We start from the raw sequence: 20653 nt of genomic DNA, 5'->3' as shown, positions 1-20653 counted from the left end.
GGCAACGAGCCACCGCAGGCCAGGCGGCCACCGACCGCCAACCGCCAACGGGCTACCGCCGGTCTGGCGGCCGCCGACATCCGACAGGCCTCGGCCCGCTGAGCAGCCCTCGACAGCCGACAGGTCCCCGCGGGCGGAAAGGCCTCCGCCCGCCGGGCGGCCATCGGCGGCTGAGCGGCCACCGGCAGCGGACGTGCCGCCATCAGCCGACAGGCCCCGCCGGCCGTGCGGCCACCTACGGCTGAGCGGTCGCCGCGGGGGCCGGCCCGGACGACGGACCGGCGGGCGGCCCGGGCGGCTGCCCGAGGTCGGGCGAGGCGGCCGGGCCCGCCCTGGCTCTGACCTCCGCGGCGAACGGCCCCCGGCCCGCCGCCGCCGTCACGTCCGAGACCTCACCCTCGACCCCGCAACGGACCAGTCGGGCGCCCTGCGCCCTCGCCACCCGCTCCGCCAGCGCGCAGGCCCCCGTGCCTCCGTCCATCCAGTGGTCCGCCGCGGCGAGCGCCGCCAGGTCGGCGGCCCCGGCCGCACTGTGGCGGACCACGACGGCCTGCCCCATGGCCAGGACCGCTCCGAACACGACGCACAGCGCGGCGATCGCCCCGACCGTCCAGACCGTCGCCGACCCGGCGTCGGAGGCATCCCCCTCCGCCCGGCCCGAGGAGTCCCACGCCGTCCCGCCCGAGGAGTCCCACGCCCTCCGGCCCGAGGAGCCCCACGCCGTCCGGCCCGAGGAGCTCGACGGACTCCTATGGTGCCGGTGCAGGCGCAGCGCCCTCGCGGCCAAGCCGCGCCCTCGCCTCTTCATCCGTCCGTCACCGGCGTCGTCACCGTCTCCTCGGCCAGTGCCACAGCTTCGTCGCTCAGGTCCACGGAGAGCGTGCCCGGGCCCGGCGTACGGGCGGTCACCGTCACCCGGACCAGGTCGTCCTCGCGGTGCACCACGACTTTCGCGCCGCGTGGCGCCGCCTGTCTGGCCGTCGCCAGCACCGCGTCCGGAGGATCCTGGCGGGCCGCCGCGCGGGCGCCCGCCCTCGCCGCGTCCACGCACTGGATCTGCGCGGACGCGGCCAACAGGGCCCAGACCAGGGCCATCCCGACGAGCACCAGAGAGGGCAGCACCACCGCGGCCTCGGCGGTCACGAACCCCCGATCCCTCCGCGGCCCAGCACCTTCGCACTTGACGCCCACTCGCGGCGGAGCCGGCCCTCGACCCCCCTCGCCCACTCGCCGCGGAGCCGGACCTGCGCGCCCGGCGCCCATGCGGAGCTGGGCCAGACCTCGCCCTCCAGCGCCCACTCGGGCCGGGGCCGACTTCCGCGACTCGTCACCCGCCCCGGGCGGGCCCAGACTCCCGTCCTCGGCAACCGCCCGGCGCGGAGCCGAACCGTCGTCCCCCGCGACCCCACGTGCGGCCACCTCACATCCGGACATCGAGCGCCCGCCCCACGATGCCCTGCAGCTCCTCGCTGACCTGCCCGCTCGTCACCACCTTGTAGAGCACGGCCGCGAAGGCCACGGCGGCGATGATCCCCACCGCGTACTCGGAGGTGACCATTCCCGTGTCCCGGCGCACCAGTCGGAGCATCCACACCCGCATCCGTGCCGGTCCTCGTACCAGACCTCGTACTGTCCTGCGCATCACAACCCCCGTGTCTTCCCGTCTCGTTGTTCGCCTTCCGTGCGCAGCGTCCGCCGCGCACACCTTCCACCGAATCCGCTCGGCGACGGCGTCGCCCCTCACCCACCTCCTCCGTGCAGCAGCCCTCCGGCCAGCCCGATCACCACGGGCAGCACGCCGATGGCGAGGAACGCGGGCAGAAAGCACAGCCCGACGGGTGCGGTGACCATGACGGCCGCCCTTCGTGCCCGGGCCGTCGCCGCGCGCCCCCGCTCGGCGCGGGCCTCCGCGGCCAGCCGTCCCACCGGCGCCGCCGCCGGGGCGCCCGAGTCGCCCGCCCGCTCCAGCAGTCGCGCCAGGCCCGGAGCGCCCGGCATCGACGCCAACCTGGCCCACGCCTGCGCCGGTTCGCCCCCGAGCCGCACTTCTGCCGCCCCCCGTGCGAGACGGTCCCCGACCGGCCCGCCCAGGGCCTCGCCCACGGCACGAGCCGCCACCACGGGGCCGGCGCCGGCCGCGATACAGGCCGCCACCAGGTCCGCTGCCAGCGGGAGTTGCCGGGCGGCACGCACCCTGTCGTACTCCTCCACGGGCTCGGCCCTCCGGCGCCGCAGCCACTGTCGGGCCGCGCATCCGGCGGCCAGCCCGATCGTCGCCCCGGCGAGCCCCCCGATCAGCACCCAGCCGGCGCACCCGGCGCCCACCACGGGCAGCCATCGCCGTCCGCCACGCGGCATCGCCAAGCGCCGTCGGACGGGTGCCGCCCGCGAGTTCGCCAGCGCGATGAGTCTCCGGCGCGCTCTCCTCTCGTGGCGTGCCGCGTGGAGCGCATGGGCAACCCAGCCGAGCGCCAGCGCCCCGCACACCATTGCCCCCAGCCTGTGGACAACGTCCGCGATCATGCGTCCTCCGCCCCTCTCACGATTCTCAGTGCCCACCACAGGCCGACCCCCTCCAGCACTCCGCCGACGAGCAGACAGCCGAGTCCGGGTCCCGTGTGCAGCAGCACGTGCAGCGGGTCGGCACCCAGCGCGGTGCCGAGCAGCAGGCCCAGGACGGGCAGGGCGGCGAGCATCGCGGCCGTGGAGCGCGGTCCGGCCAACTGGGCGCGGAGATCGGCTCTTTGATCGCGTTCCGCGCGCAGTGCTCCCTCCAGCCGGTCGAGCCCCGCCGCGAGCCCCGCGCCCCGGTCCACGGCCACCCGCCAGCAAGCGGCCAGCCCCACCAGTCCCTCCGCGCCGGGCTGTCGCGCCGCCTCGGTGAGCGCGGCGGGGACGTCGCCGCCGAACCGCGCGGCAGCCAGCACGACGGGCTGTGTGTCGCCGAGCCCGCCCGAGTCGCGTGCGGCCCGCAGCAGGGCCTCCCCAGGCTGGCATCCCGCCCTCACCTCACCGGCAAGAGCGCCGCACAACGCGATGACCGCGTCGACGCGCCGGTCCCGCTCCTGCCTCGCCTCGGCGGAGCGCCGCACCCGTCGAAGCAGGGGGACGGCGACCGCCCCGAGGAGCAGCGGCACGACGGACGCGCCCAGCAGAGCGATCACCGATCCGGCGGCCGGCGCCCACACTTCGGCCCGCAGCCGCGCTCGAAGCCGACGCCATCCGGCGGCCGCCTTCGCCCAAGGCGGTGGGCCATGTGCCACCGCACCCCCGCCCGGGCACAGCAGCGACGCCCTGCGCGCCGCCGCGTCCCCGACGCCCGTCAACCAGACCGCCGCCCCGGCACATGCCACGGCCACCACCACCGTCGTCGCACCGATCTCCGTCACCACGACCCGCTCCCCTGCGTCCCGTCGCGGAGCAGCCCCCTCAGCCGCTCCCATCCCCGCTCGTACGCGAAGGCGTCCTCGCCCCACCTCAGCGCCGGCACCGTCACCACCAGCCCGGACACGTCGCGCTCCAGCACATGCACCTCGGCGATGCGCCGCCGCCCGGCACGGTCCCGTACCAGGTGCAGGACGACGGACAGCGCCGCCGCCAACTGGCTGTGCAGGGCTGCCCGGTCGAGTCCGGCGGCCGTGCCCAGCGCCTCCAGCCGGGCCGGGACCTGCGCCGCCGCGTTCGCGTGCACGGTGCCGCAGCCGCCTTCGTGACCGGTGTTGAGCGCGGCCAGCAGGGAGACGACCTCGGGCCCGCGGACCTCACCGACGACCAGCCGGTCCGGTCTCATCCGCAGTGCCTGACGGACCAGGTCCTGAAGCTCGACGAGACCGGCGCCCTCCTGGTTGGCGGGGCGCCCCTCCAGGCGCACCACGTGAGGGTGGTCGGGACGCAGTTCCGACGAGTCCTCGGCGAGCACGATCCGCTCGCCGGGACCGACCAGACCCAGCAGCGCGCTCAGCAAGGTCGTCTTTCCCGAGCCCGTGCCGCCGCTGATGAGGAAGGACAGTCGGGCATCGAGCAGCGCTCTCAGCACCCGGTCCCCGCCGGGCGGCACGGTGCCCGCGGCGACCAGTTCGTCGAGTGTGAACGCGCGCGGCCGGACGACCCGCAGGGACAGGCAGGTGGAGCCCACGGCGACCGGGGGCAGCACCGCGTGCAGGCGGGTCCCGTCCGGCAGCCGCGCGTCCACCCAGGGGCGTGCGTCGTCGAGCCGGCGTCCGGCGACGGCCGCGAGGCGTTGCGCGAGGCGCCGGACGGCCGCCGCGTCCGTGAAGGAGACGCCGGTCAGTTCCAGGCCGCCGCCCCGGTCCACCCACACCCGGTCCGGGGCCGACACCAGTACGTCGGTCACCGAGGGGTCGGCGAGCAGTGGCTCCAGCGGGCCGCTGCCGACCAGTTCGGATCGCAATCGCTCCGCCGCGCCGAGGACTTCGGCGTCCCCGAGCACGCGGCCCTGTTCCCGCAGTGCCTGGGCCACGCGCGCGGGCGTGGGCTCGGAGCCGCTCTCGGCGAGCCATCGGCGAACGCCGTCCAGCAGTCCGGCGCCGCAGTCGGTGCCCACCGTGGGGTCCCAGCTCATACGCCCCCTCCCTCTGCCGGAAGCCGCTGCCACAGGGCGGTGCAGAACCGGGCGAGCGGCCCCCGCGCCGCTCCACCGGGCGGCGCCGCGCCGTCCAACGCCATGGATTCGGCGGGCACTTCTCCCACCAGGGGCAGGCCGAGCAGCCGCGCGACCTCCCGGTCGTCGAGGCCGGGCGCGTAGGGCCCGCGCACCGCGACCCGCAGATCGCGCAGGATCATGCCGACCGCCGCCGCCACCCGCGCGGCCGCCGCGATCCCGCGCAGGTCGGCGGGGACCACCATGAGTCCCAGATCGATCTGGGCGAGGGCCTCGGCGACGCCCTCGTCGACACGTCGCGGCAGGTCGACGACGACGGTGCCGCCGCGCCGTCGGGCGGCGGCCAGAACCGCTCGGACGGCTTGAGGCGGGATGGCGACGGAGTCACCGCGGTCCCAACTCAGGACGCGCAGCGCGTGCACTTCGGGCAGGGACTCCTCCAGAGCGCCGCCGCCGACCCGGCCGTGGGACGCGGCGAACGCCGGCCAGCGCAGGCCTTCGGCCGCCTCTCCTCCGAGGAGTACGTCGAGTCCGCCGCCCAGCGGATCCGCGTCGACGAGCAGGGTGCGCCTGCCCTCCCGCGCCGAGGTGACGGCGAGCGCACACGCCAGCGTGGACGCCCCGGCACCGCCACGACCACCGAGCACGCCGACGGTGAGGGCGGGCGGACCCACTCCCTCGGCCACGTCGGCGATGCGATCGACCAGCCATTGTTCGCCATCCGGCAGCATCAGGACGTGGTCGGCACCGATCTCCACGGCCCGCCGCCAGACCCCGGAGTCGTCCTGATCCCGACCGACCAGCACCACTCCCCGCCGCCGCGCGGCACCGCGCACGCGCCGCGCGGCGTCGTCGCCGACGAGCACGAGAGGCGCCGCCTCCCAGGTGCCCCGTCGCTCCGGAACTCCGTGATGGACCTCCGGTCTGGCGCCTGCCGCCGCGCACAGCCGCAGCAGGTCGTCCAGCAGTTCGGCGTCCTCCGTGACGATCAACGGTCCGCCCTGCCGCCCCTCGGCGGCGGGCGGCCGGTCATGTGTGATGGCTCCCACCACGATCTCCAGCCCCCTTCGCTGCTTGCGCCGCGGGGTCCGCTGCGACCCCGCGATTCCCACTCGTGTGAAGAACCGGCAACCGGCCTCCATATGAACCGCCGATACGAACCGGCCATACGCGCACCACAATCGGAACCGGCCATGAACTCGCCGTGAGCGGAGCGCGTTGGAATCACAGTGGGGCGAGCCCGGAAATCATGTGGATCTTGGTCGAAAACTGTGGACAACTCAGTGGTTGTGAATATCGCGTTCACCCATACCGGTGACCCCTGGACGACTTCCGCAGAGCAGTCCCACAGCTACGCACAGTGACGGATCATGCGCGTGAGAAGAGCACGGCCACAGCGGTGCCGAGGAGGCTCCGAGGCCGTGCGAATGAGGGGGAAAATGCGTCCGGACATGCGACGACCCCCGCCGGGGGGGAGAGCGGGGGTCGTCCCCACGGCCGACTCGGGGGGGGAGGAGTCGGACCGGGTTAGCACGGTCGCGAACGATCCGTGACTTCCATGGTGTACCCGAGAGCCCTCTCAGGCAAACCCACGCGCCTCACCTTACGCCGAATGGTGGGCGCATATGCTCAGGCTCGTGGAAAACCACTCCTTGCCTCGCACAGCAGCCTTCTTTGACCTGGACAAGACGGTCATTGCGAAGTCGAGCACGCTCACGTTCAGCAAGTCCTTCTACCAAGGCGGGCTGATCAACCGCAGGGCCGCGTTGCGTACCGCATATGCCCAGTTCGTGTTCCTCGCCGGCGGCGCCGACCACGACCAGATGGAGCGGATGCGCAAGTACCTGTCCGCGATGTGCCGCGGCTGGAACGTCCAGCAGGTCAAGGAGATCGTCGCCGAGACGCTGCACGACCTCATCGACCCGATCATCTACGACGAGGCCGCGTCCCTCATCGAGGAGCATCACACCGCCGGACGCGACGTGGTGATCGTGTCCACGTCCGGAGCCGAGGTCGTCGAGCCGATCGGCGAGCTGCTCGGCGCGGACCGGGTCGTGGCCACCCGCATGGTCGTCGGGGACGACGGCTGCTTCACCGGCGAGGTGGAGTACTACGCCTACGGACCGACGAAGGCGGAGGCGATAAAGGAGCTGGCCGCCTCCGAGGGATACGACCTGGACCGCTGCTACGCGTACAGCGACTCGGCGACCGACCTGCCGATGCTGGAGTCCGTCGGCCACCCGCACGCGGTGAACCCGGACCGCGCACTGCGCCGCGAGGCGATCGCCCGCTCATGGCCGATCCTCGACTTCCACCGCCCCGTCCTGCTGAAGCAGCGGCTGCCCTCCTTGTCCGTACCGCCGCGGCCCGCACTCGTCGCGGCCGCCGCCATAGGCGCGGCGGCGGCCACCGCGGGGCTCGTCTGGTACGCGAGCCGACGGCGCGCGACGGCCCTGTAGTCCCGTCAAACAGGTGCGTGCACGGCACATTGACGACCGTTTCACACCCGTTTGAACCTAAAAGTAAAGAAGTAGAGCCAGGGGTTTCACTTCCTCGGGACCTGGAGTACAAAGGGGTTAACGGCCCGCGAGACCAAGGACATCCGAGAGGATCACCTTTAAACGCAACCAAGGCCCCACGGACCGAGCATGAACACCAGGCACCCACGCGACGTCGACCCGTCGATTACGGGCCAGCCGCACCAGGTGACGGGCAACAGTTCCCGGCCTGATGGGCAACATATCGAGGACGCTTGGTAACCCGGTGAGCATGCCAGCGGCGGTACGAGATCTCGTACCGCCGCAACCCTGTTCAGGCAGTCCTCCGCCTCACGCCGCCCCGCGCTGGAGCGCCTCGCAGACCGCCGTCGACTCCCTGGCCCCCAGCACGACCGCCTTGCCGCAGTGCGCGATCCAGGCCGCCATGCCGTCAGGGGTGCCGGAGACATATCCGTCCAGGGCCGCCAGATAGGCCGCGCGACCGAGCTCGGCGTGGCCCACCTCCGCCGGGCAGATCGACTTCGGGTCGAGGCCGCTGCCCACCAGGACGATCCGCTCGGCCGTGCGTGCCACCAGGCCGTTGTGGGAGGTGAAAGGGCGCAGTGCGAGCAGTTCGCCGTGGACGACCGCCGCGGTCACCAGCGCGGGGGCCGAACCGCCCGCGACGATCAGCTCGGACAGCCCTTCGAGGCGGCCGGCCACCTCGTCCGCGTCCGGCAGCGGCAGCTCGACCAGGGGCTCGTCGACCGGCTCGCCGTCCTGCCGCGGGCGGCCGATCTCGTCGTCCTTGCCCGCAGCGGCCACCAGGTGCAGCCGGGCCAGCACCCGCAGGGGCGACTGCCGCCAGATGGACAGGAGTTGGCCCGCCTCCGCCGTCAGCCGCAGGGCCGCACCGACCGTACGGTCCTCGTCGCCCGCGCTGAAGTCGGTCCGGCGGCGCACCTCTTCGAGAGCCCAGTCCGCGCCCGACAGCGCCGCGGAGCCGCGCGCGCCGCGCAGCGCCGCCTCGGACGTGATCTCGTTGCTGCGGCGCCGCATGATCCGGTGCCCGTAGACCCGGTCCACCGCTTTGCGGACGGACTCCACGGATTCGGCCACCCCGGGAAGGGACCCCAGGGCAGCAAGCGGGTCCACCCTGCTCGAGCTCGTTCGAGAGCCTGGGGGAGGGTCGGGGTGCGCACCTGTCGTACTCATGAGTACGACACTACGCACCCCGGACCGCCGCCCCACGAAGGAGTGGTCTTCTTCACGTGACCCTGACACGCAGGGCGATCGAGCGACTACGCTTGGTGAACATGAAAATTGCTTTCGTCGGGAAGGGCGGCAGCGGCAAGACGACCCTGTCCTCTTTGTTCATCCGCCACCTCGCGGCCACGGGGGCGCCGGTCGTCGCCATCGACGCCGACATCAACCAGCACCTGGGGGCCGCGCTGGGCCTCGAAGAGGCGACAGCCGCGGCGCTGCCCGCCATGGGCGAGCGACTGCCGATGATCAAGGACTATCTGCGCGGCTCCAACCAGCGCATCGCGTCCGTGGAGACGATGATCAAGACGACCCCGCCCGGCGAGGGTTCGCGCCTGCTGCGGTTGAACGAGAACAATCCGGTCTACGACGCCTGCGCGCGTCCGGTGGAACTGGACGGCGGCCCCATCCGTTTGATGGTCACCGGCCCGTTCACCGAGGCCGACCTGGGAGTGGCCTGCTATCACTCCAAGACCGGTGCAGTGGAGCTCTGCCTGAATCATCTCGTCGACGGCCGCAGCGAGTACGCCGTCGTCGACATGACAGCGGGCTCGGACTCCTTCGCGTCCGGCTTGTTCACCCGCTTCGACATCACCTTCCTGGTCGCCGAACCGACCAGGAAGGGAGTCTCCGTCTACCGCCAGTACAAGGAATACGCACGCGACTTCGGCGTGGTCCTGAAGGTCGTGGGCAACAAGGTGCAGGGCCAGGACGACATCGACTTCCTGCGCGCCGAGGTCGGCGACGACCTCCTGGTCACGGTCGGGCACTCGGACTGGGTGCGCGCCATGGAGAAGGGCCGCCCGCCCCGGTTCGCGTTCCTGGAGGAGCCCAACCGCCGCGCGCTGCGCACGCTGCAGACCGCCGCGGACGCCACGTACGAGCTGCGCGACTGGGAGCGCTACACGCACCAGATGGTGCACTTCCACCTGAAGAACGCCGGGAGTTGGGGCAACGCGAAGACCGGGGCCGACCTGGCCGCGCAGGTCGACCCCGGGTTCGTCCTGGGCGAGGGCCTGGTGGCCACCGCGTGAGCCGCGGCCACCAGGCCGCCGTCACGGCTTGACGGCCGGCGCCCCCGGGACGCCCTTCGGGGCCGGGGCGGGGCGGCCCGAGAGGAAGGACGCCCAGCCCTGCTTCGGGGCCTCGCCGACCTTGAGTCCGCGGAGCTTGTCGAGCGTGGCGGGGTCCTGGGCGTCGAGCCAGTCGGCGAGCTGCCGGAAGGAGACGCAGCGCACCTCGGACTTGGTGCAGACTTTCTCGACGACCTGGTCGATGGCCCGCATGTAGGTGCCGCCGTTCCAGGACTCGAAGTGGTTGCCGATGACCAGCGGCGCGCGGTTGCCGTCATAGGCGCGCTGGAAGCCCTTGAGCAGCCCGTCGCGCATCTGGTCGCCCCAGTACTCCTGCTTGTCGGGGTCGCCCTGGGTCTCGGTTCCCGACTGGCTGACCATGAAGTTGTAGTCCATGGTCAGCTGCTCGTAGTTGTGGCCGGGGAAGGGCACCAGCTGCATCGACAGGTCCCACAGGCCGTCCTTCTTCTTGGGCCAGACCTGGTTGTCGATGCCACTGGTGTCATAACGGAAGCCCAGCTGACCGGCCGCCTTCCGGAAGTTCTCCTTGCCTTCCAGGCACGGCGTCCGGGCGCCGATGAGCTCCTTGTCGTAGTCGAACGGCAGCGGTGACGCCTTCGTCATGCCGGTGTTGGTCTTCCAGGACTTCACGAACGACTTCGCCTGGGAGATCTCGCTCTTCCAGTCCGCGACCGACCACTCGCCGACCCCGCCGTCGGTCCCGCAGAAGTGTCCGTTGAAGTGCGTGCCGATCTCATTGCCCTCCAGCCACGCCCCGCGCAGCTGCGTCACGGTGTCCTTGATGCCCTGCTCGTCGTTGAAGCCGATCTCCGAGCTGCCGGGCGAGTGCTGCGGCGGCCTGTACAGGTCGCGCTTGTCCTCCGGCAGCAGGTACAAGCCGCTCAGGAAGTACGTCATCGTCGCGTTGTTGGCCTTGGAGATCTTGCGGAAGTGCGAGAAGAGCTTCTGGCTGTCCTCGCCGGCACCGTCCCACGAGAACACCACGAACTGCGGAGGCTTCTCACCCGGCTTCAGCTTCTTCGGCGTCGGCAGATGCGGCTGCGCACCGGTGAACGCGGTCGACCCGTCGCCGATCAGACGGATCGCGCTCTTGGGCGCCGGAGCTCCCGCGCCCTCCTTGGTGCCGTGCGTGCCTTCCTTCGAACCGGCGGCGCCCGTCCCGCAACCTGCGAGCGCCGATGCGCAGGCCGCGGCGACTGCCACGCCCGCGGCGATCCTCTGAGTGGCGGCCATCTTCCGCCCTCCTTCTTCCTTCGGTCGGGGCAACGCCGATCAGGGCGTTCTGTGGTGATGTGCAGTGATCTGCCGACAGCGCCGCCAAGGTCGCACGGGACCGAGAAAGGAATAAATATGACAAGCCGATGAAATGCCCACTTCACCCGTGTGGGTGAATTAATGCCCCATTTGCTGCGATTTCCGGCAAGAATCCTTTACTCTGCATTACGATCCGTTTACCGAGCGTTGAAAATCCCGCCGCTGCACGCCGTGACCCACGGCCGCGATCCACCCCCGTCACCTCGGACGGGGGACCACTCGTTCCGCGACCGCGCTGCCCCGGAGGAGACGGGAACCATGTCCGCCTGCGTCCCCACCCGCGCCGCCGACCCGACTCGGCCCGCCCACACCCACCAGCCCCACAGCCCCCCACCGACCCCGCCCCGCCGATTCCATGTCGCCGGGCCCGACCTGTCGGCCTCGATCGCCGTCTTCCTGATCGCCCTGCCCCTGTCCCTCGGCATCGCCCTCGCCACCGGCGCCCCGCTCCAGGCCGGCCTCGTCGCCGCGGCCGTAGGAGGAATCGTCGCCGGACGGCTCGGCGGCTCACCGCTCCAGGTGAGCGGGCCCGCCGCCGGACTCACCGTCGTCACCGCCGAGCTCATCCACCGCTACGGATGGCGGACGACCTGCGGCATCACCGTCCTCGCCGGAGTCGCCCAACTGGGCCTGGGCTGCCTGCGCGTAGCCCGCACCGCGCTCGCCGTCAGCCCCGCGATCGTGCACGGCATGCTCGCCGGCATCGGCGTGACCATCGCCGTCGCCCAGCTGCACATCGTGCTGGGCGGCACCCCGCAGAGCTCCGTCCTCGACAACGTCCGCGCGCTGCCCGACCAGCTGGCGCACGTACACCCCGCCGCGGTGACGATGAGCGCGCTGACCCTCGCGCTCCTCTTCGCCTGGCCCCGCATTCCCGGCCAGGCCGGGAAGCTCCTGCGCGCCATCCCCACCGCGCTCGTCGCCGTCGCCGGGGCCACCGCCGCGGCCACGCTCGCGGGACTGACCCTGCCCAAGGTCGACCTGCCGTCCTGGAGCAGCCACGCCCTGGCCGGACTGCCCGAAGGGCCGGTGCTCGGGGTCGCCGCCGCCGTGCTCACCACCACGCTGGTGTGCAGCGTGCAGTCGCTGCTCGGCGCCGTCGCCGTGGACAAGCTCATTGCGGGCCGGCCCGCACAGCAGACCCGGGTGGGCCGCTCCGACCTGAACCGCGAACTGCTCGGTCAGGGCGCCGCCAACATCGCCTCCGGCGCGCTCGGCGGACTGCCGGTCGCCGGCGTGGCCGTACGAAGTTCCGCGAACGTGAACGCCGGCGCCGTGAGCCGGAACTCCACGATGCTGCACGGCGTTCTCGTAGTGATCGCCGCGCTGCTGATGGTCCCGATCCTCGAGCTGATCCCCCTCGCGTCGCTCGCCGCCCTGGTGATGGCCGTCGGCATCCAGATGGTGTCCCTGAACCACATTCGCACGGTGACCCGCCACCGCGAGGTCCCGGTCTACGCCGTCACCACCCTCGGCGTCGTCCTCCTGGGAGTCCTCGAAGGCGTGGCGCTGGGGGTCTCCGTGGCCGTCGGCGTCGCCCTGCACCGCCTCGCCCGCACCCGCATCACGCACGAGGAGAGGGCAGATGTCCATCACGTACGCGTGCGAGGGCAGCTGACGTTCCTCGCGGTGCCGCGGCTCAGCCGGGCCCTCCACCTCATCCCCCAAGGAGCGCACACCGTGGTCGAGTTGGACGGTTCCTTCATGGACCACGCGGCATACGAGTCACTGCAGGACTGGCAGACCTCGCACGTCGCGCGGGGCGGCGCGGTCGAGTTCACGGGCCGGGCCGGGACCAGGATCGCCGAGCCCGCGGGCTCCGCGCACTGCCGCTGCAGGCCCTGGACCCCCTGGCGCAACCACCACTGCGAGACGTCCGCCGCCCCGCAGGCCACGCCCGCCTGCGAACCGTCCGCCGCCCCGGACGAGGAGGGCTGCAGCCCCGGGCCGAGCGGCCATCAACTGGCGCGCGGCATCAGCGCGTTCCAGCGCAACACCGCACCCCTGGTGCGGGGCGAGCTGGCCCGGCTGGCCCGGGAGGGGCAGCGGCCGTCCCAGCTGTTCCTCACCTGCGCCGACTCCCGGCTCGTCACGTCGATGATCACCTCCAGCGGCCCGGGCGACCTCTTCGTCGTACGGAACGTGGGCAATCTCGTGCCGCCGCCCGGGGACGAGAGCGGCGACGACTCGGTCGCCGCCGCGATCGAGTACGCGGTGGACGTGCTGAAGGTGCGGTCCATCACGGTGTGCGGGCACTCCGGGTGCGGGGCGATGCAGGCCCTGCTGGCCTCGGAGCCCGGAGGGGCGCCGACCCCGCTCAAGCGCTGGCTGCGGCACGGGAGCCCGAGCCTGGAGCGGCTGGCCGCCGAGGACCGCCCGGGAGCACGGTTCGCCGCACGGGAGCCCGCCGACGCGGTGGAACAGCTCTGCCTGACCAACGTGGTGCAGCAGCTGGAGCACCTGCGGACCCACGAATCCGTGGCACGAGCCCTGCGGGAGGGTGCGCTCGAACTGCACGGGATGTACTTCCACGTCGGGGAGGCGCAGGCGTACCTGCTGGACGATCGTGACGGGGCCGAGCTGTTCGAACACGTCGGGGCGACGGAGGATCTGCGCCACCCGGCATGACCACACCACGCCACCCGGCGTGACCGGCTGACAGTGCACGGCCCTGCCGGAAGGGGCCGCGCAGCACACACGCACCACACGGGTGCCTCCCGCGCGTCGGGGGGCACTTCGTGCGTTCCGGGGGCCGCAGCGGGGAAGCTGGGCCGGTGAACCCGACGGCCGGACCGTACGTGCCCCAGAGTGCGGCCCTCCTCGTCCCGCACGAGGGATGTGCGGGACGTGCCCGAGGGCCGGGACGCACAGCGAGAGCCGGCTGCCTGGACCAGCACCATTCAACAGGTCTAAACCAATTTGGGATCGGCCCTTGTCATCGAGGCCCCCGGTCTGATGAGCTGTGGCCTGGGACACAACGGACACCCTGGGAAAGGGAGATGTCGTGAGCAACGAAAGCCTGGCCAACCTGCTGAAGGAAGAGCGCAGGTTCGCGCCGCCCGCCGACCTGGCCGCGAACGCCAATGTCACCGCGGAGGCGTATGAGCAGGCCAAGGCTGACAGGCTCGGCTTCTGGGCCGAGCAGGCCCGCCGGCTGACCTGGGCCACCGAGCCGACCGAGACGCTGGACTGGTCGAACCCGCCGTTCGCCAAGTGGTTCAAGGACGGCACGCTCAACGTCGCGTACAACTGCGTGGACCGGCACGTCGAGGCCGGACACGGCGACCGCGTGGCCATCCACTTCGAGGGCGAGCCGGGCGACGGCCGCGCCATCACCTACGCCGAGCTCAAGGACGAGGTCTCCAAGGCCGCGAACGCCCTGACCGAGCTGGGAGTCGGCAAGGGCGACCGGGTCGCCGTCTACCTGCCGATGATCCCCGAGGCCGTCGTCGCGATGCTGGCCTGCGCCCGCATCGGTGCCGCGCACTCCGTCGTCTTCGGCGGATTCTCCGCGGACGCCATCGCCACCCGCATCAAGGACGCCGACGCCAAGCTGGTCATCACCTCCGACGGCGGCTACCGGCGCGGCAAGCCGTCCGCGCTCAAGCCCGCCGTCGACGAGGCCGTGAGCCGCGTCGACGGGGTCGACAAGGTCCTGGTCGTCCGGCGTACGGGCCAGGAGGTCGACTGGACCGAGGGCCGCGACGTGTGGTGGCACGAGATCGTCGAGCGGCAGTCGGCCGAGCACACCCCGGAGGCGTTCGAGGCCGAGCACCCGCTGTTCATCCTCTACACGTCCGGGACGACGGGGAAGCCGAAGGGCATCCTGCACACCTCCGGCGGCTACCTCACCCAGGCGTCGTACACCCACCACGCCGTCTTCGACCTCAAGCCCGAGACCGACGTGTACTGGTGCACGGCCGACATCGGCTGGGTCACCGGACACTCGTACATCACGTACGGCCCGCTCTCGAACGGCGCGACGCAGGTCATGTACGAGGGCACGCCCGACACCCCGCACCAGGGGCGCTTCTGGGAGATCATCCAGAAGTACGGCGTCACGATCCTGTACACGGCGCCCACCGCCATCCGCACGTTCATGAAGTGGGGCGACGACATCCCCGCGAAGTTCGACCTGTCGTCGCTGCGGGTGCTGGGGTCGGTCGGCGAGCCGATCAACCCCGAGGCCTGGGTCTGGTACCGCAAGCACATCGGCGGCGACCGCACCCCGATCGTGGACACCTGGTGGCAGACGGAGACCGGCGCGATGATGATCTCGCCGCTGCCCGGGGTCACCGAGACCAAGCCGGGCTCCGCGCAGCGCCCGCTGCCGGGCATCGCGGCGACGGTCGTCGACGACGAGGCCCACGAAGTACCGAACGGCGGCGGCGGTTACCTCGTCCTGACCGAGCCGTGGCCGTCGATGCTGCGCACCATCTGGGGCGACGACCAGCGGTTCATCGACACCTACTGGTCGCGCTTCGAGGGCAAGTACTTCGCCGGGGACGGCGCCAAGAAGGACGAGGACGGAGACATCTGGCTGCTCGGCCGGGTCGACGACGTCATGCTCGTGTCCGGGCACAACATCTCGACGACCGAGGTCGAATCGGCTCTCGTCTCGCACCCGTCGGTCGCCGAGGCGGCGGTCGTCGGCGCCGCGGACGAGACGACCGGGCAGGCGATCGTGGCCTTCGTGATCCTGCGGGGCACGGCCTCCGCGGACGACGAGGGGCTCGTCGCCGACCTGCGCAACCACGTGGGCTCCACGCTCGGGCCGATCGCCAAGCCCAAGCGGGTCCTTCCGGTGGCGGAGCTGCCGAAGACGCGGTCCGGCAAGATCATGCGCCGGCTGCTGCGCGACGTGGCCGAGAACCGCGAGCTCGGTGACGTCACCACGCTCACGGACTCCACGGTGATGGACCTCATCCAGTCCAAGCTCCCGGCGGCGCCGAGCGAGGACTGACGACGAGGACTCACCACGAGGACTCGCGAAGCGGCCGGACCAAGGACTCACGACGAGCCCTGACGACCCGGCACCGTCCGTTCGGGGGCACTCGGCGCGGCTCTCCCCCAGCCGCGCCGAGTGCCCCCTTTCGCGGTTCATGTGAGGATCGTCGTACAGCAACGGCCACCGGTTAGGTAACCTAAAGAAAGCGTCAAAGGCGCGACAAGATCGTCATGGTGTGCCGGGAAGTCTGGTCGGCAGGTACTCAGCCCTGCCCACCGACCGGAGGTCTCACCGTGACCGCGCTCCGCACCCCCGCCCGCAAGTTCCTCGGCCGGCTGTCCCTGCCCGAGAGGACCTTCGTCGCGGACGCGCTGCGCACCGAGACCGTCGGCGGCGTCCTGCTGCTCCTCGCCACGATCGCCGCACTGATCTGGGCGAACACGCCACTGCGGGACAGCTACGCGAGCGTCGCCCACTTCCACCTCGGCCCCGCCGCGCTCGGGCTCGACCTGTCCGTCGAGCACTGGGCGGCCGACGGCCTGCTCGCCGTGTTCTTCTTCGTCGCCGGCATCGAGCTGAAACGCGAGCTGGTGGCCGGTGACCTGCGCGACCCGAAGGCCGCGCTGCTGCCCGTCGTCGCCGCGGTCTGCGGCATGGCCGTGCCCGCACTCGTCTACGCCCTCACCAACGCGCTCGGCGGCGGTTCGCTCGACGGATGGGCCGTCCCGACCGCCACCGACATCGCCTTCGCGCTCGCCGTCCTCGCCGTCATCGGAACATCGCTGCCGTCCGCCCTGCGGGCCTTCCTGCTGACCCTCGCCGTCGTCGACGACCTGTTCGCCATCCTGATCATCGCCGTCTTCTTCACCGAGGACATCGACCTCGCCGCGCTCGGCGGCGCGGTCATCGGTCTCGCCGTGTTCTGGCTGCTGCTGCGCAAGGGCATACGCGGCTGGTACGTGTACGTGCCGCTCGCCCTCGTCATCTGGGGGCTGATGTACAACAGCGGCGTCCACGCCACGATCGCCGGCGTCGCGATGGGCCTGATGCTGCGCTGCCACCGCCACGAGGGCGAGGAACACTCCCCCGGCGAGCACATCGAACACCTCGTGCGGCCCCTGTCCGCCGGGCTCGCGGTGCCGCTGTTCGCCCTGTTCAGCGCGGGCGTGGCGGTGTCCGGCAGCGCGCTGGGCGACGTGTTCACCCGCCCGGAGACGCTGGGTGTCGTCCTCGGACTCGTCGTCGGCAAGGCGGTCGGCGTCTTCGGCGGGACCTGGCTGACGGCGCGCTTCACCCGGGCGACCCTCAGCGAGGACCTGGCCTGGGCCGACGTCGCCGCCGTCGCCACCCTGGCCGGCATCGGCTTCACCGTCTCGCTGCTGATCGGCGAACTCGCCTTCCAGGGCGACGAGGCCCTCACCGACGAGATCAAGGCCGCCGTACTGGTCGGCTCGGTCATCGCCGCCGCCCTCGCCACCGCACTGCTGAAGATCCGCAACGCCAAGTACCGCGCGCTGTGCGAGGTCGAGGAGCGCGACGACGACCGCGACGGCATCCCCGACATCTACGAGGAGGACAACCCGGCGTACCACCTGCGGATGGCCGAGATCTACGAGCGGAAGGCCGCTGAGCACCGCAGGCTTGCCGAAGTGAAGGGCGGGGCAGGCACGGGAGACGACGGTCCGGCATGATCTGACCAGACGGTACAAACAGAAGCAGAAGCCGGACCGCACAGACTCAGCAGAAAAGGGAGAACGCGATGAGCGCACCCGACGGCAGCCCGGTCGGCGCCGAACGCAGCATCGGCCAGCTGTTCGCCTCGGCGACGACCGAGATGTCCGCCCTGGTGCACGACGAGATCGCGCTGGCGAAGGCGCAGCTCAAGCGGGACGTCAAGCGCGGCGCGACCAGCGGCGGCGCGTTCTCGGTGGCCGCGGCGGTGCTGATCTTCTCCCTGCCGATGCTGAACTTCGCCCTGGCCTACGGCATCCGGACCTGGAGCAACTGGAACCTGGCGATCTGCTTCCTGCTGTCGTTCGCCGCGAACGTGCTGGTCGCCGCCGTACTGGCGCTGATCGGTGTCGTCTTCGCCAAGAAGGCCAAGAAGAGCCAGGGCCCCCAGAAGGTCGCCGCCTCGATGAAGGAATCGGCGAGCGTCCTGCAGAACGCCAAGCCGCACCCCCGCGCGGAGCGGGTCGATGACGCGGTCGAGGCTGTGGCACGCTCATCCTCATGACCGACCCCGCCACACCTTCGGCGCAACCCGCCTCCGCCGTACGCATCGACCTGCCCGGCGGACGCGAGGTGACCCACCGTGACGTCGCGGCGAACGGCGCCCGCTTCCACATCGCCGAACTGGGGGACGGTCCGCTCGTCCTGCTGCTGCACGGTTTCCCCCAGTTCTGGTGGGCGTGGCGGCACCAGATGACCGCGCTCGCCGACGCCGGGTTCCGGGCCGTGGCCATGGACCTGCGGGGTGTCGGGGGCAGCGACCGTACGCCCCGCGGTTACGACCCCGCGAACCTCGCGCTCGACATCACCGGCGTCGTACGGTCCCTCGGCGAGCCCGACGCCGCGCTCGTCGGGCACGACCTGGGCGGGTACCTGGCGTGGACGGCGGCCGTCATGCGGCCCAAGCTGGTCCGCCGGCTCGCCGTGTCGTCCATGCCGCACCCGCGGCGCTGGCGCTCCGCGATGCTGTCCGACGTCAAGCAGACGGCGGCCGGCTCCTACATCTGGGGATTCCAGCGCCCCTGGATCCCGGAACGTCAACTCGTCGCGGACGACGGCGCCCTGGTGGGCCGTCTGGTACGGGACTGGTCCGGGCCGCGGCAGCCGGACGACGAGGCCGTGGAGACGTACCGCCGTGCCATGTGCATCCCGTCCACGGCGCACTGCTCGATCGAGCCGTACAGGTGGATGGTGCGGTCCATGGCACGCCCGGACGGCATCCAGTTCAACCGGCGCATGAAGCGGCCCGTGCGGGTGCCGACGCTGCACCTGCACGGCTCGCTCGACCCGGTGATGCGGACACGGAGCGCGGCGGGGTCCGGGGAGTACGTCGAAGCGCCCTACCGCTGGCGGCTGTTCGACGGGCTCGGGCACTTCCCGCACGAGGAGGACCCGGTGGCGTTCTCCACCGAACTGGTCAACTGGCTCAAGGACCCCGAACCGGACAGGTGACCGGACAGGTGACCGGACGGGGGCGGACGCCCGGGGCAGACCGACGGCCCGTCAGCAGACGTCCGACGCCCTGTCAGGGGCCGCCCGGGCCCCGCGTGCGGAAGCCCCGTCACGCACCCGCGGGGACGGCCGTCACGCCCGCACGGACAGCCGGGAGTGACCGCGCGGACGCGCCCGGTATGCGGACGGGAACATCTGTGCTTCGAACGGCCAATTGCCTGGCGCATAGGCCAATTGAGGGCCTCGGGCGCGGTTATGGACCTTGGGGCGGGGGCAGACGTCGGGGTATGGGCTGGACGCACGACTACAGTGACGCAGCACGCAATCGCCGCTCGGCCACGGGCCTGAGCTCCCATCGCAGGGGTACCCCGCAGATGCCGGGCGCGGACCCCCGCGTGGGGATTCCGCACATCCTGCGCCGCCGGGCCCGCTGGGTCTCGGTACGACTGCGCCACCCGCGCGGCTGAGCGACGGCCCGCCCCCGCGGGGCGGGCTCAGAGCGCGCAGCTGTCGCTGTCCACCTGCTGGTTGGCGGTACGCCCCTTGGCGACGTCCTCCGCGACCTCGTCCGCGGTGAGCGCGTATCCGGTGTTGGCGTCGTCGAGCGACTTCGCGAAGACCACGCCGTACACCTTGCCTTCGGGTGTGAGCAGCGGTCCGCCGGAGTTGCCCTGGCGGACGGTCGCGTAGAGCGAGTAGACGTCCCGGCGCACCGTCTTGCGGTGGTAGATGTCCGGGCCGTTGGCCGTGATGCGACCGCGTACGCGCGCGGGCTGGACGTTGTACGCGCCGTTCTGCGGGAAGCCGGCGACGATGGCGTTGCTGCCGCTTGTCGCGTCCTGCCGGCTGAACTGCAGCACGGGTGCGTGGAGGTTGGGCACGTCGAGTACGGCGATGTCGCGCTCCCAGTCGTACAGGACGACCGTGGCGTCGTACTTCTTGCCCTCGCCGCCGATCTGCACGGTGGGTTCGTCGACCCCGCCGACGACATGCGCGTTGGTCATCACACGCCGGTCGCTGAAGACGAAGCCGGTGCCTTCGAGCACCTTGCCGCAACTCTGCGCGGTACCCATCACCTTGACGATGGACCTCTGGGCGCGGGTGGCGACGGCGCTGCGGGCGAGCGCCGGGTCGGGCGGCTGCACCTCGGTGATGGGCTCGTTGGCGAAGGGGCTGAAGACCTGCGGGAAGCCGTTCTGCGCGAGCACCGAGGAGAAGTCGGCGAACCAGGTGTTCGCCTGGGTGGGCAGCGCGCGGGACACCCCGAGCAGCACCTTGGAGTTGCGGACCTCCTTGCCGAGCGTCGGCAGCGTCGTACCGGCGAGGGCGGAGCCGATCAGCCAGGCCACGAGGAGCATCGCCACCACGTTCACCAGGGCGCCGCCCGTCGCGTCCAGGGCGCGGGCCGGGGACCAGGTGATGTACCGGCGCAGTTTGTTGCCCAGATGGGTGGTCAGGGCCTGTCCGACCGAGGCGCACACGATGACGACGATCACGGCGACCACGGCGGCGGTCGTGCTCACCTCGGTGTCGTCGGTGGCCCAGCCCCAGATCAGCGGGAGCAGGTAGACGGCGACGAGGCCGCCGCCCAGGAAGCCGATCACCGACAGGATGCCTACGACGAAGCCCTGGCGATAGCCGACGATCGCGAACCACACGGCGGCGACCAGCAACAGGATGTCCAGCACGTTCACTGCTTCAAGCCTCGCCTCATCACTTTCCGGTCGCGATCGTCCGGCCGGGGGTCCAGGGG

18 protein-coding genes are annotated in these 20653 nt (G+C 71.7%); 8 read left to right on the top strand and 10 right to left on the bottom strand.

Annotated elements, in window-relative coordinates; genetic code table 11:
• Positions 1-235: 235 nt before the first annotated feature.
• The 7 genes from ACSYGO_RS25655 to ssd form a co-directional block, all read right to left on the bottom strand.
• Positions 236-598, bottom strand: a complete 363-nt coding sequence (locus ACSYGO_RS25655) for an Rv3654c family TadE-like protein (RefSeq protein WP_460389764.1) — start codon at positions 596-598, stop codon at positions 236-238.
• A 206-nt stretch (positions 599-804) separates the two neighbouring features.
• Positions 805-1143 carry a TadE family type IV pilus minor pilin gene (locus ACSYGO_RS25650; protein ID WP_426681862.1) on the bottom strand — a complete coding sequence of 113 codons (339 nt, stop codon included), beginning with the start codon at positions 1141-1143 and terminating at the stop codon, positions 805-807.
• A gap of 277 nt (positions 1144-1420) precedes the next feature.
• Positions 1421-1600, bottom strand: coding sequence for a DUF4244 domain-containing protein (locus tag ACSYGO_RS25645; protein WP_028799138.1), 180 nt, complete (start codon positions 1598-1600; stop codon positions 1421-1423).
• Positions 1601-1740: 140 nt separating this feature from the next.
• The gene (locus ACSYGO_RS25640; RefSeq protein ID WP_460387760.1) at positions 1741-2523 is read right to left on the bottom strand and encodes a type II secretion system F family protein; all 783 of its coding nucleotides are present in this window, start codon (positions 2521-2523) and stop codon (positions 1741-1743) included.
• Complete coding sequence (locus ACSYGO_RS25635) at positions 2520-3392, bottom strand: type II secretion system F family protein (RefSeq protein WP_460387759.1); 873 nt, start codon at positions 3390-3392, stop codon at positions 2520-2522. The genes ACSYGO_RS25640 and ACSYGO_RS25635 overlap by 4 nt, the downstream gene beginning before the upstream one ends.
• The gene (locus ACSYGO_RS25630) at positions 3386-4582 is read right to left on the bottom strand and encodes a TadA family conjugal transfer-associated ATPase (protein WP_460387757.1); all 1197 of its coding nucleotides are present in this window, start codon (positions 4580-4582) and stop codon (positions 3386-3388) included. Before ACSYGO_RS25630 ends, ACSYGO_RS25635 begins: the two co-directional genes overlap by 7 nt.
• Positions 4579-5673 (bottom strand): septum site-determining protein Ssd, encoded by a 1095-nt coding sequence (gene ssd, locus ACSYGO_RS25625; RefSeq protein WP_432176086.1) that lies wholly within the window; start codon positions 5671-5673, stop codon positions 4579-4581. Before ssd ends, ACSYGO_RS25630 begins: the two co-directional genes overlap by 4 nt.
• A gap of 573 nt (positions 5674-6246) precedes the next feature.
• Between ssd and ACSYGO_RS25620 the strand changes: the two genes are divergently transcribed.
• Positions 6247-7080: an HAD family hydrolase gene (locus ACSYGO_RS25620; RefSeq protein ID WP_426681856.1), complete on the top strand. Its 834-nt coding sequence runs from the start codon at positions 6247-6249 to the stop codon at positions 7078-7080.
• Between the two features lie 369 nt (positions 7081-7449).
• Here ACSYGO_RS25620 and ACSYGO_RS25615 read toward each other — a convergent pair whose 3' ends face one another.
• Positions 7450-8313: a Fic family protein gene (locus ACSYGO_RS25615; RefSeq protein ID WP_426681855.1), complete on the bottom strand. Its 864-nt coding sequence runs from the start codon at positions 8311-8313 to the stop codon at positions 7450-7452.
• Between the two features lie 101 nt (positions 8314-8414).
• Between ACSYGO_RS25615 and ACSYGO_RS25610 the strand changes: the two genes are divergently transcribed.
• A complete protein-coding gene (locus ACSYGO_RS25610) occupies positions 8415-9395 on the top strand; it encodes an ATP-binding protein (protein WP_426681854.1) in 981 nt (326 codons plus the stop codon).
• A gap of 21 nt (positions 9396-9416) precedes the next feature.
• Here ACSYGO_RS25610 and ACSYGO_RS25605 read toward each other — a convergent pair whose 3' ends face one another.
• Positions 9417-10688, bottom strand: a complete 1272-nt coding sequence (locus tag ACSYGO_RS25605; RefSeq protein WP_426681853.1) for a polysaccharide deacetylase family protein — start codon at positions 10686-10688, stop codon at positions 9417-9419.
• A 339-nt stretch (positions 10689-11027) separates the two neighbouring features.
• On the opposite strand from ACSYGO_RS25605, the gene ACSYGO_RS25600 reads away from it, so the two are divergent.
• The 6 genes from ACSYGO_RS25600 to ACSYGO_RS25575 all read left to right on the top strand — a co-directional run bounded on the left by ACSYGO_RS25600 (position 11028) and on the right by ACSYGO_RS25575 (position 19367).
• Positions 11028-13397 carry a bifunctional SulP family inorganic anion transporter/carbonic anhydrase gene (locus ACSYGO_RS25600; RefSeq protein ID WP_460387755.1) on the top strand — a complete coding sequence of 790 codons (2370 nt, stop codon included), beginning with the start codon at positions 11028-11030 and terminating at the stop codon, positions 13395-13397.
• Between the two features lie 334 nt (positions 13398-13731).
• Positions 13732-15732, top strand: a complete 2001-nt coding sequence (gene acs, locus ACSYGO_RS25595) for an acetate--CoA ligase (RefSeq protein WP_426681851.1) — start codon at positions 13732-13734, stop codon at positions 15730-15732.
• A gap of 278 nt (positions 15733-16010) precedes the next feature.
• The gene (gene nhaA, locus ACSYGO_RS25590; protein ID WP_426681850.1) at positions 16011-17408 is read left to right on the top strand and encodes a Na+/H+ antiporter NhaA; all 1398 of its coding nucleotides are present in this window, start codon (positions 16011-16013) and stop codon (positions 17406-17408) included.
• 68 nt (positions 17409-17476) lie between these two features.
• Positions 17477-17953: a phage holin family protein gene (locus tag ACSYGO_RS25585; protein ID WP_345639668.1), complete on the top strand. Its 477-nt coding sequence runs from the start codon at positions 17477-17479 to the stop codon at positions 17951-17953.
• The gene (locus ACSYGO_RS25580) at positions 17950-18900 is read left to right on the top strand and encodes an alpha/beta fold hydrolase (RefSeq protein ID WP_345639670.1); all 951 of its coding nucleotides are present in this window, start codon (positions 17950-17952) and stop codon (positions 18898-18900) included. Before ACSYGO_RS25585 ends, ACSYGO_RS25580 begins: the two co-directional genes overlap by 4 nt.
• Positions 18901-19187: 287 nt before the next feature.
• The gene (locus tag ACSYGO_RS25575) at positions 19188-19367 is read left to right on the top strand and encodes a hypothetical protein (RefSeq protein WP_095935660.1); all 180 of its coding nucleotides are present in this window, start codon (positions 19188-19190) and stop codon (positions 19365-19367) included.
• 27 nt (positions 19368-19394) lie between these two features.
• Here the strand turns inward: ACSYGO_RS25575 and ACSYGO_RS25570 are convergent, their stop codons facing one another.
• Positions 19395-20594 (bottom strand): MarP family serine protease, encoded by a 1200-nt coding sequence (locus tag ACSYGO_RS25570; protein WP_426681849.1) that lies wholly within the window; start codon positions 20592-20594, stop codon positions 19395-19397.
• Positions 20595-20653: the final 59 nt, after the last annotated feature.

This window comes from Streptomyces krungchingensis (assembly GCF_054729265.1).
Note: the sequence above shows the minus strand (reverse complement) of the source record. Positions and strands in the feature narration are given on the sequence as shown.

What these genes read in the sequence shown, in the direction of transcription:
- ACSYGO_RS25580 (WP_345639670.1), top strand. Translation starts at nt 17,950, where the DNA reads ATGACCGACCCCGCCACACCTTCGGCGCAACCCGCCTCCGCCGTACGC.
- ACSYGO_RS25575 (WP_095935660.1), top strand. Translation starts at nt 19,188, where the DNA reads ATGGGCTGGACGCACGACTACAGTGACGCAGCACGCAATCGCCGCTCG.
- ACSYGO_RS25640 (WP_460387760.1), bottom strand. Translation starts at nt 2,523, where the DNA reads ATGATCGCGGACGTTGTCCACAGGCTGGGGGCAATGGTGTGCGGGGCG.
- ACSYGO_RS25585 (WP_345639668.1), top strand. Translation starts at nt 17,477, where the DNA reads ATGAGCGCACCCGACGGCAGCCCGGTCGGCGCCGAACGCAGCATCGGC.
- ACSYGO_RS25615 (WP_426681855.1), bottom strand. Translation starts at nt 8,313, where the DNA reads ATGAGTACGACAGGTGCGCACCCCGACCCTCCCCCAGGCTCTCGAACG.
- ACSYGO_RS25600 (WP_460387755.1), top strand. Translation starts at nt 11,028, where the DNA reads ATGTCCGCCTGCGTCCCCACCCGCGCCGCCGACCCGACTCGGCCCGCC.
- ACSYGO_RS25620 (WP_426681856.1), top strand. Translation starts at nt 6,247, where the DNA reads ATGCTCAGGCTCGTGGAAAACCACTCCTTGCCTCGCACAGCAGCCTTC.
- ACSYGO_RS25605 (WP_426681853.1), bottom strand. Translation starts at nt 10,688, where the DNA reads ATGGCCGCCACTCAGAGGATCGCCGCGGGCGTGGCAGTCGCCGCGGCC.
- ACSYGO_RS25645 (WP_028799138.1), bottom strand. Translation starts at nt 1,600, where the DNA reads ATGCGGGTGTGGATGCTCCGACTGGTGCGCCGGGACACGGGAATGGTC.
- ACSYGO_RS25630 (WP_460387757.1), bottom strand. Translation starts at nt 4,582, where the DNA reads ATGAGCTGGGACCCCACGGTGGGCACCGACTGCGGCGCCGGACTGCTG.
- ACSYGO_RS25610 (WP_426681854.1), top strand. Translation starts at nt 8,415, where the DNA reads ATGAAAATTGCTTTCGTCGGGAAGGGCGGCAGCGGCAAGACGACCCTG.